The organism is Sphingobium sp. TA15 (genome assembly GCF_037101235.1).
Classification (GTDB): Bacteria; Pseudomonadota; Alphaproteobacteria; order Sphingomonadales; family Sphingomonadaceae; genus Sphingobium; species Sphingobium indicum.
Genome location: NZ_AP025355.1, coordinates 1,117,132 through 1,132,132, shown reverse-complemented (window position 1 = coordinate 1,132,132; position 15,001 = coordinate 1,117,132). Strand labels below are relative to the sequence as shown.

Annotated in this window: 17 protein-coding genes and 3 pseudogenes; 5 read left to right on the top strand and 15 right to left on the bottom strand. The window is 60.9% G+C overall.

Annotated features, from left to right (window positions below):
- Window positions 1-17: 17 nt before the first annotated feature.
- The 4 genes from Sj15T_RS05680 to Sj15T_RS05665 are packed head-to-tail and all read right to left on the bottom strand — an operon-like array spanning window position 18 to window position 1,249.
- Complete coding sequence (locus tag Sj15T_RS05680; RefSeq protein ID WP_013041567.1) at window positions 18-317, bottom strand: hypothetical protein; 300 nt, start codon at window positions 315-317, stop codon at window positions 18-20.
- The gene (locus Sj15T_RS05675) at window positions 310-552 is read right to left on the bottom strand and encodes a hypothetical protein (RefSeq protein ID WP_013041566.1); all 243 of its coding nucleotides are present in this window, start codon (window positions 550-552) and stop codon (window positions 310-312) included. Before Sj15T_RS05675 ends, Sj15T_RS05680 begins: the two co-directional genes overlap by 8 nt.
- Complete coding sequence (locus Sj15T_RS05670; RefSeq protein ID WP_006964370.1) at window positions 552-878, bottom strand: helix-turn-helix transcriptional regulator; 327 nt, start codon at window positions 876-878, stop codon at window positions 552-554. Before Sj15T_RS05670 ends, Sj15T_RS05675 begins: the two co-directional genes overlap by 1 nt.
- A complete protein-coding gene (locus Sj15T_RS05665) occupies window positions 875-1,249 on the bottom strand; it encodes a type II toxin-antitoxin system RelE/ParE family toxin (RefSeq protein ID WP_013041565.1) in 375 nt (124 codons plus the stop codon). The genes Sj15T_RS05670 and Sj15T_RS05665 overlap by 4 nt, the downstream gene beginning before the upstream one ends.
- Before the next feature lie 421 nt (window positions 1,250-1,670).
- Here Sj15T_RS05665 and Sj15T_RS05660 point away from each other — a divergent pair, with 421 nt between their 5' ends.
- Entirely contained in the window at window positions 1,671-1,925 is a 255-nt protein-coding gene (locus Sj15T_RS05660) for a hypothetical protein (RefSeq protein WP_013041563.1), read from the top strand.
- 18 nt (window positions 1,926-1,943) lie between these two features.
- Here the strand turns inward: Sj15T_RS05660 and Sj15T_RS05655 are convergent.
- From Sj15T_RS05655 to Sj15T_RS05645, 3 genes and pseudogenes are all read right to left on the bottom strand, one after another.
- A pseudogene (locus Sj15T_RS05655) lies at window positions 1,944-3,215 on the bottom strand (Tn3 family transposase); the annotation flags it as partial.
- 51 nt (window positions 3,216-3,266) lie between these two features.
- Window positions 3,267-3,362 (bottom strand): annotated as a pseudogene (locus Sj15T_RS05650) (IS6 family transposase); the annotation flags it as partial.
- Window positions 3,363-3,411: 49 nt separating this feature from the next.
- Window positions 3,412-4,176: an IS6-like element IS6100 family transposase gene (locus Sj15T_RS05645; RefSeq protein WP_001389365.1), complete on the bottom strand. Its 765-nt coding sequence runs from the start codon at window positions 4,174-4,176 to the stop codon at window positions 3,412-3,414.
- Window positions 4,177-4,358: 182 nt separating this feature from the next.
- On the opposite strand from Sj15T_RS05645, the gene Sj15T_RS05640 reads away from it, so the two are divergent.
- Window positions 4,359-4,658, top strand: coding sequence for a BrnT family toxin (locus Sj15T_RS05640; protein WP_013041561.1), 300 nt, complete (start codon window positions 4,359-4,361; stop codon window positions 4,656-4,658).
- On the top strand, window positions 4,639-4,971 hold the full coding sequence (locus Sj15T_RS05635; RefSeq protein ID WP_007682049.1) for a BrnA antitoxin family protein: 333 nt from the start codon (window positions 4,639-4,641) through the stop codon (window positions 4,969-4,971). The genes Sj15T_RS05640 and Sj15T_RS05635 overlap by 20 nt, the downstream gene beginning before the upstream one ends.
- A 677-nt stretch (window positions 4,972-5,648) precedes the next feature.
- Here Sj15T_RS05635 and Sj15T_RS05630 read toward each other — a convergent pair.
- Together Sj15T_RS05630 and Sj15T_RS05625 are read right to left on the bottom strand one after the other, a co-directional pair.
- Window positions 5,649-6,437, bottom strand: coding sequence for an SDR family NAD(P)-dependent oxidoreductase (locus Sj15T_RS05630; RefSeq protein ID WP_013039098.1), 789 nt, complete (start codon window positions 6,435-6,437; stop codon window positions 5,649-5,651).
- The gene (locus Sj15T_RS05625) at window positions 6,434-6,985 is read right to left on the bottom strand and encodes a recombinase family protein (RefSeq protein ID WP_041386225.1); all 552 of its coding nucleotides are present in this window, start codon (window positions 6,983-6,985) and stop codon (window positions 6,434-6,436) included. Before Sj15T_RS05625 ends, Sj15T_RS05630 begins: the two co-directional genes overlap by 4 nt.
- A gap of 139 nt (window positions 6,986-7,124) precedes the next feature.
- Here Sj15T_RS05625 and Sj15T_RS05620 point away from each other — a divergent pair, with 139 nt between their 5' ends.
- Window positions 7,125-10,082, top strand: a complete 2,958-nt coding sequence (locus tag Sj15T_RS05620; protein WP_013039096.1) for a Tn3 family transposase — start codon at window positions 7,125-7,127, stop codon at window positions 10,080-10,082.
- Between the two features lie 59 nt (window positions 10,083-10,141).
- On the opposite strand, the pseudogene Sj15T_RS05615 reads toward Sj15T_RS05620, so the two are convergent.
- Window positions 10,142-10,747: pseudogene (locus Sj15T_RS05615) on the bottom strand (IS5 family transposase); the annotation flags it as partial.
- 161 nt (window positions 10,748-10,908) lie between these two features.
- Here Sj15T_RS05615 and Sj15T_RS05610 point away from each other — a divergent pair.
- Window positions 10,909-11,202 (top strand): hypothetical protein, encoded by a 294-nt coding sequence (locus Sj15T_RS05610; protein ID WP_145907151.1) that lies wholly within the window; start codon window positions 10,909-10,911, stop codon window positions 11,200-11,202.
- On the opposite strand, the gene Sj15T_RS05605 is transcribed toward Sj15T_RS05610, so the two are convergent.
- From Sj15T_RS05605 to Sj15T_RS05585, 5 genes are read right to left on the bottom strand one after another with little or no spacing between them, the layout of a single operon-like run.
- A complete protein-coding gene (locus Sj15T_RS05605) occupies window positions 11,147-11,815 on the bottom strand; it encodes an EthD domain-containing protein (RefSeq protein ID WP_081440685.1) in 669 nt (222 codons plus the stop codon). The genes Sj15T_RS05610 and Sj15T_RS05605 overlap by 56 nt on opposite strands.
- Before the next feature lie 45 nt (window positions 11,816-11,860).
- On the bottom strand, window positions 11,861-12,622 hold the full coding sequence (locus Sj15T_RS05600; protein ID WP_007682039.1) for an SDR family oxidoreductase: 762 nt from the start codon (window positions 12,620-12,622) through the stop codon (window positions 11,861-11,863).
- Between the two features lie 46 nt (window positions 12,623-12,668).
- Window positions 12,669-13,934: an aromatic ring-hydroxylating dioxygenase subunit alpha gene (locus Sj15T_RS05595; protein ID WP_013039117.1), complete on the bottom strand. Its 1,266-nt coding sequence runs from the start codon at window positions 13,932-13,934 to the stop codon at window positions 12,669-12,671.
- Between the two features lie 13 nt (window positions 13,935-13,947).
- The gene (locus tag Sj15T_RS05590; RefSeq protein WP_007682395.1) at window positions 13,948-14,310 is read right to left on the bottom strand and encodes a hypothetical protein; all 363 of its coding nucleotides are present in this window, start codon (window positions 14,308-14,310) and stop codon (window positions 13,948-13,950) included.
- Window positions 14,310-14,996 (bottom strand): EthD domain-containing protein, encoded by a 687-nt coding sequence (locus Sj15T_RS05585; protein WP_007682394.1) that lies wholly within the window; start codon window positions 14,994-14,996, stop codon window positions 14,310-14,312. Before Sj15T_RS05585 ends, Sj15T_RS05590 begins: the two co-directional genes overlap by 1 nt.
- Window positions 14,997-15,001 lie beyond the last annotated feature (5 nt).

Sequence of the window (15,001 nt, the reverse complement as noted above, 5' to 3'; positions counted from 1 at the left end):
GACGGCGCGCTAGGCGCTCAATTCGGCAAGCCGGTGTGGGCGCTGATCCCCATCCCGGCCAGCTCCTCAATGAGCCAGTCTCGAAAGTCCGAAATGGATTTCGCGCCTTCGGCCCTCAAGGCGGCAACGTCTTCCTCTTTGAAACTCCAATCGTCCTTGCCGATGTGGCGCAAGGCGCGCCAAACGCAATGCTTCTGATAGCTGTAGATCGCGCAACGGAGATACCCGCGAACGATCTTTTCCATAGCCGCATCGTCATTGCGGTGGCGATCTAGCAATGCGTCAAGGTCGGCTACGGACGGATTGGGATCAAGCATGGTCGGCCTCGATCTGTAGGGCGAGCTGGGCGAGGCGATCGGGAGCAAGCAAGTCGTCGGCCGCAAGGTCGATAGCGAAGGGTTCGCCGGGTTCGGGCGGCCGTCGATCGGCGGCGAAAGCGGCAAGATAGGGTTGCGCCGCGTCGGTTTCGATCCAGCGCCAGAAGGCAGGCCCTTGGCCGAATAGCCCGGCCTCGAACATATCGAGCCGGGCTTGCGCGAAATCATCGCACATTAGGCGAAGTGGATCACGGCCGATTCAGTGGTCCGCCCCTGCGGGCGCACGACAATATCGACCTTGCAGCCAAGCCGGGTGAGCATGGCTAGAAGCCGCTCAACCGAGACGCTGCGGAACTGGCCTCGCAGGATGCGCGACAATTCCGGTTGGGTAGATCCCGTAACCTTGGCGGCGGCGATCTGCGTCAACTTCCGCTCCTGCATGGCCTCGGCCACACGGGTAACGAGCTGGGCTTTCAAAAGGTGGGTGTCGGGGTCGGCAAAGCCTAGATCGGCAAAGACATTGCCGCTGCCTTCCTCAATGATTTCGTCCTGTGCGCTCATGCTGTGCCTCGCGGGGTCTGGTGTTGCCGGTGATGCTCCTCGGCGGATTTCAGCCGCGTTCGGATCAAATCCATATCGGCCTGCGGCGTGGCCTTGCCCTGCTTGGATTTCTTCTGGAAGGCGTGCAGGACATAGACCGCCTCCGCGAATTTGACCGTATAGACCGTGCGGAACGTATCGCCTTGGTGGTCGTCTATGATCTCGACCACGCCAGCGCCGCCAAAGCCCTTCAACGGCTTAGTGCTGGCGTGCTGCCCGCCTTGCTGCGCAAGGTGCAGGGCATAGCCCATTACGTCCTGCACATCGTCCGGGAACTCCCGAAAATCGCGCTTTGACGATGCCACCCATCGAACCGGCCGTTCCGTATCCATCGCGGCTATTATGCACAAATATACATAGCCCGCAAGCGGAAATTATGCGCGTATGTGCATATTGCCAGCTCGCTATGCCGATTGAGGCGACCGCGATCGGGGCGGCTCAATCGAGCGCCCTGCGCGACGAATGTATCAACGCCGGGGATGCAGGGCCGTAATTTTATGCTAGAGGCCCGGCGCGGCCCACGCCCCCCAATTTGTGCGGCCGTCCACTTCCGACGATGGCCCGCAAGGACTAGCCATCGTCGGAAGACCAACAAACAATCTAGCCGATGCCACGCGCCGCCCCTGTCCGGGCAGGCGAGGGCTGCTTGCCGTTGTAATAAAATTACTGCTCAATCTGGCCCTAGTTGCGCGTGCAATTTCCCTATTGTTGAGTCATCGTCCTCCCTACAGCGACCGAAAGGAGGACTAGGCTATGGTTGATTCTTCCAATATCTATCGAGAGCAACAGAAAGCGGTTGCCCTAGAGTTCATGGAAAAAGCTCTTGCGATACTCGTTGAGGTCGATGATTCAGCCGCAGATTGTTATCTGCAACAATCAATAGATACGTGCATGGCGTCACCGCGCATGACATTTCCCGAAGATGAATTTTGGGATTGTGTTGATGAATTGCCACATTTGACCGATCGCGTCTTGTTCCTGCATCGGCAGAACGGGGTCGGTACATAGAACGGACCCAGATATACGCTAAGGTTTCGCCGGACCTTCGACGGCGTGCATCTGGCGAAGCGGCCTGAGGGCGGACGATGGCGCATCGGGGTCGGTCCAAAGATAATCGCCGGTGAGGTTGATGTGCTGCCATCCGAGCGGCGAAAGGTGTTGCAACAGGTCCGGCGGGACCGACCGGCCGAGACTGGCAAGATGCATGCGGGCGGCTTGCAGGTAGGTCGTGTTCCACAGGACGATAGCACCGGCGACGAGGTTTAGCGCGCTCGCCCGATGGGTCTGGGCTTGCAGGGCGTGATCACGGATGCGGCCGATCCGGTGGAAGAAGATGGCGCGTTTCAGAGCATTTTCGGCCTCACCCTTGTTGAGTTCGCGGGTTGCGCGGCGCCGCTGTTCGGGCTGCTCGATCCAGTCGAGTGTAAACAGGGTGCGCTCGACGCGGCCGATCTCGCGCAGTGCCAAGGCCAGGCCATTGGCCCGTGGATAGGAGCCGAGCCGTTCCAGCATGATCGATGCACTCACGACGCCGGTGCGGATCGAGGTGCCCAAGCGCAGCACGTCGTCCCAGTGTGCGGCGATCAGGGCCTCGTCGATCCTGCCCGCGACCAGCGGCGCGATATCTGGGCCAGGTTCGATTCCGTTGAACAGGTGAAGCCGGCGCGCGGCGATGTTAGGGATGCGCGGCGCGAACCGGAATCCAAGTAGATGGCATAGCGCAAACACATGGTCGGAAACGCCCCCACCATCGACGTGATGCTCCTCAATGTGCAGATCGGCACCATGATGGAGCAGCCCGTCCAGCACCTGCGCCGCCTCGCTTGCGGATGCGGAGATGACGGTGGAATGAAACGGCGCGTAGCGATCCGAGACATGGCTGTAGAAGGAGACAGCAGGCTCCGCCCCCTTGTGCGGATTGACTGCGCCGGTCGCCTGAGCACGGCGATCAAGCAGGAAGTTCTGACCGTCCGAACTGGACGAGGTCCCGGACCCAAACAGGGCGGCGAGCGGCGCGGTGTGCTGGGCATTGACCAACCGGGCGAGAGCCCTACCGTAGGTTTCCTCGCGTAAATGCCATGAGGCGAGCCAACTGAGTTGGCGTTGGGTCACGAGATCGCAGGCTTCTGCCATGCGCTTATGGCCAAGATTGGTCGCATCGGCGAGCACCGCCGTCAGGATAGCGCGGGGTTCATCGGCAACCCGACCGCTTTGCAGATGCGTGAAGCACTGGCTGAAACCGGTCCATCGATCGACTTCAGCAAGGAGATCGGTGATGCGGATCGCGGGCAGATGGGCTCTGTTGCAAAGATTGGCGGCAGTCAGAGGTAGGCTGTCGCTCTGCGCCGATCAGGCGGCTGCTGCGAAATGGTGGTTGAGCATGCCCATGGCCTCCGTCAGCGCCGAGGGCCCAATGCCAAAAGCTCTCTCCACAAGGCGCGGCTCTGTTGCAAAGATTGGCGGCAGTCAGAGGTAGGCTGTCGCTCTGCGCCGATCAGGCGGCTGCTGCGAAATGGTGGTTGAGCATGCCCATGGCCTCCGTCAGCGCCGAGGGCCCAATGCCAAAAGCTCTCTCCACAAGGCGCACCTCGCCCCTGATGCCGGGCTGCAGGCACCAGGGGCGAGCCTGTCCTTTGCGCAGGGCTCGCATGACTTCGAATCCCTTGATCGTGGCATAGGCCGTGGGGATCGATTTGAAACCGCGCACCGGCTTGATCAGTATCTTGAGCTTTCCGTGATCGGCCTCGATCACGTTATTGAGATACTTCACCTGCCGGTGGGCCGTCTCCCGGTCCAGCTTTCCTTCGCGCTTCAATTCGGTGATCGCTGCACCATAGCTCGGCGCTTTGTCGGTATTGAGCGTGGCAGGCTTTTCCCAGTGCTTCAGGCCTCGCAGGGCCTTGCCCAGGAACCGCTTCGCTGCCTTGGCGCTGCGGGTCGGCGACAGGTAGAAATCGATCGTGTCGCCCCGCTTGTCGACTGCCCGGTACAGGTAGGTCCACTTGCCCCGCACCTTGACGTAGGTTTCATCCAGGCGCCAGCTCGGATCAAAGCCACGCCGCCAGAACCAGCGCAGCCGCTTCTCCATCTCCGGGGCGTAGCACTGGACCCAGCGATAGATCGTCGTATGGTCGACCGAAATGCCGCGTTCCGCCAGCATTTCCTCAAGGTCGCGATAGCTGATCGGATAGCGACAATACCAGCGCACCGCCCACAGGATCACATCACCCTGGAAATGGCGCCACTTGAAATCCGTCATCGTTCCGTCCGTCCAATCTCCGCCAAGCATGCTCAAGCTTCACGATTTTTGCAACAGAGCCACGTTCAGCGTGCCGCGATCAACATTGACGGACACGTTGGAGCGGATCGGGTGGTCAGCGCCGGTCAAGGATACGCCTTGAATAACGACAAAAATATAATTATATTCCCGTCATGTTATCCATGCGCTTTTCCTGGCACCCAGCCAAAGCCGAGAGCAATCTGAGAAAGCATGGCATCAGTTTCGAGACGGCCGCCAGCGCCTTCGCAGACCCCTTTGCGCTTAGCGTGCATGATCGGATCGAAGGCGGCGAGCAACGATGGCAGACCTTGGGCCTGGTCGAAGGACATTTACTCCTGCTGGTGGCCCACACCGTCGCTGAGGATGACGACGACGGCGAATATGTGGAGATCATCCATATCATTTCGGCCCGAAAAGCCGATCGAAAGGAAAGACGACGTTATGAAGAAGAAAGACGCTGATACCGTCCGCTTCCAGCTCGATCCGGGCAATCTGCCCCCCTTGACCGAGGCACAGAAGGCCGAGCTGGATGCCCTGCAGGCGATGCCGGATAGCGGTATCGACTATAGTGATGCCCCGACGCTGACAGAGGATTTCTGGAAGACCGCCGAGCGTGGACGGTTCTATAAGCCGATCAAGCAGCAGGTAACGGCGCGGCTCGACGCCGATGTGCTTGCTTGGCTCAAATCCCAGGGCAAGGGCTATCAGGCTCGCATGAACGCAATCCTTCGGCGCGAGATGTTGGCGGCTGCGAAGGAGCGCCGACACGCTTGACGTGCAGGCCGCAGATGGATGCCGCTTTCACGGCCGGGAGTAACCCGGCCCGGCGTAGGCGCGCGAAGCCGCCAGAGTTGCGGCAATCATGTGTTTTTCGCTATGCTCTTTCTTCTAAAATAGCGACCGGTGAAAAATCCGATCCACGCAATTGCTGGAACAAGCCAAGGCCAAAAGGAAGATAAGAGTAGAATCATGTCGCCCCAGCGGCTCCGAGCAATAGCGTTAATGCAGTCGATCCCAATGTTATCGGAGTAGCGACAAATATTCCGAATTTTTGGTTTGCAAATGATACGAGCGAACAGACCAGTAAGATCACGAATATATCTGGCCAAAATTCACCCAACATACGTATCACGTTGTCTTTCTCCACGAACAGCCATCTACATGCGGCGCACTGCAACCCTAAGTCCAAGAAATCCGTCAAGTAACGAAATTTTGTTAAGAGTCTGTCTTGAATCTCATGGGTAACGAGCGATGCGTCGGATGAGGACGATGGCAGCGGCGGCATAGAGGAGCGCGGTTGCGGATTTGATGGTCCGCTCGAAGTCTTTGGGGTGACTACACGAAAGTGACGTATCTGCACGCTAAGAGCGAACAAATCCGGTACAATGCCAGCAGAGGCTACCTGTAGGTACTCAACGGCGTGTTCAACCTATCCTTTGAGCATGTGTCGATCATTGCGGGCGCCGATATGGGAGTGCCGCAAGCCGGCTCACCAACGATCGAGGTAGAGCCCTGCTCGCCAAGTATGTGAGTCGGTTGCCCATCCCCGGTATGGCGAAGGATCGCCGATGAACCAGAGCGTCGACGGCAAGGGTCGCGCAGCGATCAACGTTCATCAAGCCCAACTTTCCCCACTTCAAATCGCTGAGGGCAGCCATGTCGGTGTCAATGCCACCGGGTGCAAAAGACCCAACGCTCACACCCGTCCCGGCAAGCTCGATGGAAAGTGCCCGCATGAGGGTACTCACATAGGCCTTCGACGCGCCGTAGACCGCTTGGAAGGGTACGGATGTTTCGCCCGCCAGGCTCGACACTGCGATTATTGAGGATTCAAACGGCTGCTGCCGGAAGATCGCAATCAGGCGGGCCAGCAAATCCGTGAAGCCGGCTACGTTTGTTCCAATCACCTCGGCATAGGCGTCGGCACGGCTAGCATCAAACGGACCGGCGCTCGTCAGCCCGGCAGCCAAGAAAGCCGCATTGACTTTCAATTCTATAACCTTGGCCGCAATCTTCTCCCTGCCCTCAATTTCACGTTGATCGGCCACTATGATCTCGCACGGGACATTAAACCGCTCGCCAATTTCGGATTGTAGCTCCCGCAAGTTGTCGAGCCTTCGCCCAACAATCAGGGGCTTGGCCTGGTACGATGCCGCCAAACGGAGGGCTGACGCCCTGCCCAAACCGGTTGAGGCCCCTGTAACCAGCACCCACGAGTTCTGGATCGGCAGCGGTTTCATGCGCTTTCCAGAGCCTTGTACAGGGCGGTTTTCCCGATCTTGAGCCGAGCCGCCGCCTCACGAACAGTTAGGCCCGCTGCGATGTGCGCCCGCGCCTTGCGCAGCTTGTCGGGAGTGACGACAGGGCGGCGACCGCCCTGACTACCGCGCTCGCGCGCGGCTCGCAGGCCAGCATGGGTGCGTTCCCGGATCAGATCGCGCTCGAATTGGGCAAGCGAGCCGAAGATGTTGAATACCAGCATCCCGCCTGACGTGGTGGTATCGATCTGCTCGGTGAGCGAGCGGAAACCCACGCCGCGCGCCGCCAGCTCGCCGACTTTCTCGATCAGGTGGCTCATCGAACGCCCAAGACGATCGAGTTTCCAGACCACCAGCGTGTCGCCGGTACGCAGATAGGTGAGCGCCTCGGCCAGGCCGGGCCGATCGGCTTTTGCTCCAGATGCATAATCGTCGAATATGCGATCGCAACCGGCAGCGCTCAACGCGTCGAGCTGGAGCGCCAGCTTCTGGTCTGCGGTCGAGACGCGCGCATAGCCGATCAGCGCCACATGCTGCCCGATCGTGTCCGTTTTCCCATCATTTTGCGATCTTGTCCGAATCGCCATCACAGGTCCAGAGTTGACGGACATATTCATCCTGGCCGCCAGAGGACCGTCTGACGGACAGGCACAGCGAAGGAGATGATGCTTGGCGAGGCGGCGACTGGTGAGCCTGGAAATCTGGGCGGGGCATTATGACGCGCCGCTCGATGAGCGCGAGATTGCACGTCACTATACGCTGACCAGTGACGACCTGGAAATTGTCGGTCGCCGTCGCGGCGATGCCACCCGGCTCGGTTTCGCGATGCTCCTGCTCACCATGAGATGGCCTGGCCGTGCGCTGGAAGCGGGCGAAGTCCCGCCCGCCCCTGTGCTCGGTTATGTGGCCCGCCAACTCGGCGTCGCGCCCGACGCCTTTGCGGACTATGCTCGTCGGGATCAGACCCGCCGCGAGCATCTTGTCGAAATCCGACGATCGCACGGGTTCAGGATTTTCGATCGCGACGCATTCCGCGAAGTCGTCGCCTTCTCGATCCCTATCGCACAGACCATCATCCACCCCGGCCAGATGGCAGGCGTCATCGTCGACGAACTCCGGCGTCGGCAGATCCTCCTACCTTCTTCTTCGATTCTAGAAGCGGTGCTGCGGCGGGCTCGCCAGCAAGCCGAACAGCTTACCTATGAAGTGCTCACAAACGGTCTGCGGCCCGACACCCTTCAGGACCTGGACGATTTGCTGGCCCGACGAACGGGGCAAGCCGCGACATGGCTATCCTGGCTTCGCAATGCGTCACAATCGCCGGCAGCGCGCAACATTCTGCGCCTGATCGAACGGCTCGCCTATGTCCGCGCACTGGGCCTCGATCGCGGGCGGGCTGACATGATTCCGGCTTCGACTTTTGACAGGCTCGCGGACGAGGGCAGCCGCATCACGCCCCAGCATCTTGGCGAACTCAATGCCCTGCGCCGACATGCGACGCTGGCGGCAACCGGCATCCGCCTTGAGGAAGACCTGACCGACGCAACCCTGACGATGTTCGACAAGCTGTTGGGCAGCATGGTGCGCCGCGCCGAAAACCGGACCCGCGACAAAGCCCTCAAGACGGTGCGCGAGCTGCAGGGTCATCTCCGGACGCTCACAGGGTCTTGCCGCATCCTCATCGACGCGCGAACCAACGGCGTGGACTCGCTGGCGCAGATCGAGGCGCTGGACTGGCAGCGCTTCGCCGTGTCGGTCGAGCAAGCCGAAGTGCTCAGCCGACCGGAAACCGTCGATCGCACCGCTGAATTGATTGAGCGGCATCGCACGGTAAAGCTCTTTGCCGGCGCCTTTCTCAACACCTTCGAATTTCGCGGTGCCGGTGCGGTGCAGGGACTTCTGTCGGCGCTGGCCATTATCGCGGAGCTATACCGGACCGGCAAACGGCGCTTGCCTGATCGCGTGCCGCTGCGCTTTGTGCCGTCCGCATGGCGGCCGTTCATCCTGCGCGATGGCATCGTCGACCGCGCCGCCTATGAACTATGCGCTCTGTCGCAGCTACGTGAGCGGCTGCGAGCGGGAGACATATGGGTCGCGGGCAGCCGCCAGTTTCGCGATTTCGACAGCTACCTCATCCCACCGGCCACCTATGCGGCGCTTCGCGAGAAGGGACCACTGCCGCTCGCCATCGAAACGGATTTCGAGCGCCATATTGAGGAAAGGCGCACCAGGCTCGACACGGCCATCGAACAGGTAACGGTCCTCGCGCGACAAGGCGAGCTGCCCCAGGTCAGGCTTGACGAAAACGGCCTCATCATCTCGCCGCTGAAGGCGGCAACGCCGCCCGCTACCGAAATTGCCCGTCGCGCAGCCTATGATCGCCTGCCACGGGTGAAGATCACCGACCTGCTGCTTGAGGTCGATGCTTGGACCGGGTTCAGCGAATGCTTCATCCACCGACGTTCGGGCCGGGAGGCCGACGATCGCAATGCGCTTCTCACCGTCATCCTCGCCGATGGCATCAATCTCGGCCTCACGCGCATGGCGGAAACCTGCCGGGGCGCAAGTCTGCGCCAGCTTGCTCACTTGCATGACTGGCACATCAGCGAGGCCGCCTATGGCGAGGCGCTGGGAAGGCTGATCAACGCCCATCGCACCATGCCGCTCGCCGCGCTGTGGGGAGACGGCACCACCTCGTCGAGCGACGGACAGCAGTTTCATGCCGGCGGTCGTGGGGCCGCGATCGGTGACATCAACGCGCGCAGCGGCAACGAACCGGGCGTCGCCTTCTACACCCATGTCTCGGATCGATATGATCCCTTTGCGAGCCGGGTGATCGCGGCGACCGCAGGCGAAGCGCCCTATGTCCTGGATGGCTTGCTGTATCACCAGACCGGCATGACGATCGAGGAGCACTACACCGATACGGGTGGAGCATCGGACCATGTGTTCGGTCTCATGCCCTTCTTCGGCTACCGCTTCGCGCCGCGCTTGCGCGACATTAAGGAGCGTCGTTTGCACCTCCTTCCCGGCCAGGAATCCGGCCCCTTGCTCGCCGGCATGACGACCGAACCGATCGCATTGGGCCATGTCGCGGCGCATTGGGACGAACTGCTACGGTTCGCCACGTCGATCCGCACCGGCACCGTCACTGCTTCGGCGATGCTGCGCCGGCTATCCGGCTATCCGCGACAGAACGGACTGGCCCTCGCGCTGCGCGAGCTTGGCCGCCTCGAACGCTCGATCTTCATGCTCGACTGGCTGCGCGACATCGACCTGCGCCGGCGCACCCAGGCGGGCCTCAACAAGGGCGAAGCCCGCAACGCGCTCGCCCGCGCGCTCTTCTTTAACCAGCTCGGCGAATTGCGTGATCGGCGGTTCGAAAACCAGACTTATCGCGCCTCCGGCCTCAACCTGCTCGTCGCCGCCATCATCCTGTGGAACACTCGCTATCTCGAAATGGCGCTGGCTGACATCGGCACGCCCGACGAGATCGCGCGCCACGTCGCGCCATTGGGCTGGGAGCATATCTCGCTGACGGGGGACTATAGCTGGAATGTCGAAGATCGGCCCGATCCGGATGCCTTGCGGCCGCTGCGCGCCGTCAGCTCCCTGCTCGCCGCGTGAAGTTCGCTATCCGTTCGCCCTTAGCGTGCAGATACGTCACTTTCGTGTAGTCACCCCTCTTTGGCCAGACGGCGATTGCGGTTGATCCATGCGAAGGTGCGTTCGACGATCCATCGTCTGGGATGGACGACGAAGCCGGTCTGATCGGCGAATTTGCGGACGATTTCGATCGTAATGGAGGTGGCGTCCCGGACGCGATCGCTGTTGTAGGCGCTGTCGGCATAGGCGCGCGCGACGAAGGGATGCCGCTGGTGAGACTGCTGGAGCAAGGGCACCGCGCCATCGCGGTCCTGCACATCGGCAGGATGGACCAGTATGATAAGGGCGCGACCATCGGTATCGACCATTGCATGGCGTTTGCGTCCCATGGTCTTCTTGCCTGCGTCGTAACCACGAGGTCCGCCTGCTTCGGTGGTCTTCACGCTCTGGCTGTCGATGACTGCCGCGGATGGTGCTGGTTCTCGCCCTGTCCGGATGCGATCGATCCGAACGAGATGATGATTGAGGCTTTCGAATACCCCATCGTCGCGCAAGGTGCAGAACCACTGGTATACCGTGCGCCATGGCGGAAAACTGTCGGGCAAAAGCCGCCAGGGACATCCTGCCCGTAGCAGATAGAAAATGGCTTCGACGATTTCGCGCATCGGCCAGCATCGCCGTCGTCCGCGCTGGCTGGCTCAGGGTCTGGACGATTTGCTAGCCCGACGACCGGGGCAGGCCGCGACATGGCTATCCTGGCTGCGCAATGCGCCACAATCGCCGGCAGAGCGCAACATCCTGCGCCTGATCGGACGGCTCGCCTATCCGGCACGAAGCAACATACAGCGTGGGTCTGGATGTCAGCCAGCGCAGCACGAGCATCTGTGTTCTCGATCCCGACGGCAAGACCGTGGTGGAAGGGCAGGCGAAGACTAACCCGTTCGAGATCGGCCGCTATTTGCAGAAGCGCCTGGAAGGGCCGCTGAAGCTCGGTATGGATCGCATTCTGGCTCTACCATGGGCTGCGCAGGAGCGGCGTCTGGTTGAGAAGCGTCTTGAGGCGCAGGGGCGGTTAACCTGCACCGTCAGACGTAGCGCTCACTTATCGAGAAGATCGTTTGTGCCTTTGGCGCTCGGCTAAACAGCGCATGGAAAGCGTCACCTGCTGCAGCTATGCCCTGTTCTGCCAATGTCCGCGTCGGCCAATAAAGTTCGCGCACACCGATCACCGAGGGGCCGGGGAGGACGAGCTTTTCGATCGGATGGCACCGGGTATGGCGAAATGCGCCAAGACGCTCGCCAAGTGCGAAATCGTCGTCTCCGGCCCAGGCCGTGCCGCCTTCCTCGAACACCACCTGGGTAAGCTTGGCGAAGTTCGGTCGTCGGTCGATCGACCAGTTATAGGCCGCCTCGTCACCGCGCAGCGCTTCGGCGCGGCTTTTGAGAACCTCTTCGCGTGCGAAAACGGCAAAGAAGTTGTCCATGTCGACGAAATTCGGCTCATCTTTCAGCGCATAGGCCACATAATCAGGATCGGTCACGAAGGCGGCAGCGTCCGCTTCGCTGTCGAACCAGACTTCGGCGATGCCTTCGTAGCGGTTCTGATCGGCATCGAGGAAATCGACGTCGACCTGATGGCTCTGGACATAGCGCTTGATAATCCGGATGCCTTGTCCCAGCGAGCCGTGGGGATAGCGCCAGTGATCGTGAAACGCCTGAGGCGTCATTCCCACTCTCCGTGCGAAGACCGCCATCATTCGTATTGCGCTCATAGTCCGGTTCCCAACGGTTCTGGCAGTTCAGATTGCGGTGTAGCCGCCATCGGCAGCAATGGCGGCGCCGGTGACGAACGAAGAGGCATCCGACAGCAACCAGGCTGCCGTTTCGCCGATCTCCGCCGGTTCGCCATATCGACCGATCGGGTGGGCGGTTTTCAGGAATTCCGCGTGCGAAGGCTCGTTCTCGATCACCGACATCAGCATCGGAGTGCGGATAGCGCCCGGTAGAACTGCGTTCACGCGGATTCCCTGTTGCCCGTAATCGACGGCAGCGATCCGCGTCAGCCCGATAACGGCATGTTTGGCTGCGATGTACTCGCCATGTGCGGGGATCGCGACGGTGCCGCCAACCGACGCCGTGTTCACGATCGAACCGCCGCTCCCCGCTTTCAGCATCGCTGCGATCTGATGTTTCATGCAATGAAAAACGCCGAGCACGTTGATATCCAGGGATCGTTGGAAATCGGCGCTCGTCAGTTGATGAAGCGGCACGTTGACCGGCGGCAGCCCCGCATTGTTGAATGCGCCATCAAGGCGACCGAATTCGGTGATGGCGAGTTCCACGGTCGACCACGCGTTGTCCTCGATACTGACGTCGCAATGGCTGTAGACGGCGTTGCCACCTTCCGCGCGTATCAGTCTGACCGTTTCCTCGGCTGCGGCTTCGACGATATCGGCGACAACCACATTCGCGCCCCGACGGGCAAGAATAAGGGCGGCAGCGCGGCCGATACTGCCGCCTGCGCCCGTCACGATATAGCTGCGTTGCTCCAATCCGGACATTGAGGACCCCATTTTTGACTGACGGGCAAGTGAAGGGCGCTGCCTGTCAGATGCCCAGCGCTTCGCGCACGGTCCTGGCGTTCACCCAGCGATCGACGTGGTGAAGGTTGTGGCGGATCTGTACTTCGCCATCCTGCAACTGCATCGTATCGTATGCGCCGGCCTCGATGCCGCGCTGGGTGCGTTCGGTGTTCGTCACGTCCTCCAGCAGGATTCCCGCGATGCGCGTGATATAGAGTTCCTGTTGCAGCTTTTCCCGCCCGGTCAGTGGCTTGGGTACATGAAACTCGGCTTCCCACCGCGTGCGATTGACGCTGATCGGCCAGAACCTGTGCGACCAGAAACCGCCGGGCGAAAGGTTTATGTGCAGCGTGGGAAAAGCGACGGCGATGTCCAGCGCCCAGTGTTTCGATTGCTTGGGATTGATCGCGGGATGATCGAGATACTCGGTCATCCCCGCCGTTTCCGCGGCACCCAGCACGTTGCCGGTATCGCGGTTCGCATAGGCCATCTTTTCGACCATCGCATCTTCGGGCGGAGCGTAGTCCGGATTGCCGAAAGTGGAAAACTGGCGGTGTGGTCCCCAGAAGCGTGCATCGAGCGGGCGGGAATGCGGATTGACCGCGCTGGCGAAAGTCTTGCCGATCGTCGCCGGGTGGATCGAAGGGATATGGTAGGTTTCCGAAAAGGCATCGGCCAGCACTTTCCAGTTCGCATCGAGATGCGCCTCGAAATAGAGTGACGTATCCGTATTTTCCCAAGAAACCCCGGCAAACCGCGTTCCGAAGTCTCCAAGGAATTCCTGCAGGCTGACTTCGGGCTGCTTCTGGTGGTTGAGGAATATCCAGCCTTCCCACACATCGGTGGCGATCGGCACGAGGCCGCATTTCTTCTTGTCGAGATCGAAGAAGTTCGCCTCGTCTGGCACGCCCATCAGGCTGCCGTCGTTGCGGTAGACCCAGTTGTGGTAATTGCAGGAGAAGCGCGAGGCGCGGCCGCGCTCGGTCAACACCACCTGATTGCCGCGATGGGCGCAGACATTGTAGAACGCCTGAATTCTGTCATCGCTGCCGCGCGTCACCACGATCGGCGCGTTCCAGATCTCGATGGTCTTGGTGAAGAAGCTGCCCTTTTCGGGAAGCTGTTCCACCCGGCCCACGGTCAGCCAGGCGCGCTTGAACAGATTTTCGCGTTCTCGCTCGAAATAGGCGGGTGAACGATAAGGCTCGCAGGAGACTGGACCGGTGCCCAGTCCGGCGGTTTGCGTCAGATCGCTGGTGCAGATGCTGGCAAGCTCGGTCATCTCGTTCATGCGACGAACTCCTTTACAGCGTTGGCTCTGCCGTCCGCAGGATGCGGACCTGGTGCGGATAGGGCGAATTGTGCGCGCGCGGCTGCTTGTGCAATTCTACGGACATCGCCGCGTGAGCCAGCGCCAGCTGTAGCCTGAACAGGCGCAGCGTCGGCGCCGGCATCGCGTCGAGCGGAAAGGTCTCGACATGGTCGAGGATGGCTTCCGAACGGGAGAGCAGCACATCGTAGAAGCGGGTTATCTCCGCCATAGTCGCGCGCGCCCGGATATCCCATCGTTCCTGCGCCGTCTCGCCGATCCAGTGCGGCACGAATTCGAGAAGATCCTCGAAGCCGGGGGGCAGCACGGGCTCCTCGTCGAGCGCGGGGGCCGGCATCAGATCACCCGCTCGGCCGATGCCAGCATCGTGTAATGCTGGCCGGCCTGTGCCAGGAGCGCATCGAACGCCGCGCGATCACCCGCCACGCCGCGTTCGAAATCGGATAGCGTCGGCCACCACAGTTCGCGCGCGCCGATGAACGGCGAGGTGCCCTTGTGCACCGCGTCTATCGCGAACGAGCGGACATGCCGAAACGCGCCGATGCGATCGCCCAGCGCCTTGTCCTGATCGCCTGCCCAGGCCGGATTGCCATCCGCCTTGACCAGTTGCAGGATCTTGACGCTTACCGACCATTCGGTGGGCGACCACTGCACGGCCGCATCATCGGGATCGTCCACCGCCGGTCGCGAGCGGATAATGTCCTCCTCGAAGAAGGTGAACTTCAGTCCGTCCATGTCGACGAACAGCGGTTCGTCGGGGATGTTGTATTTGCGATGCGCGGGATCTTTGCCCATGTTGAGCGCATCGTCGAGACTGTCATACCACAGCTCGGTAATGCCGTCGTAGGCCAGCTGTGTATCAGGCAGCAGCGGAGAGACGATCCGGTGCGATTGCACATAGCCGCGCAGGCACGCGATCTTCTTGCTGAGTGTGCCGTGCGGATGGCGCCAGTGATCGTGGAACTGCTGTTCCGAAATGTCCTTCCGGCGCGGGATCGTCGCGAGTATCTTGATGCTGTGCATGGAGG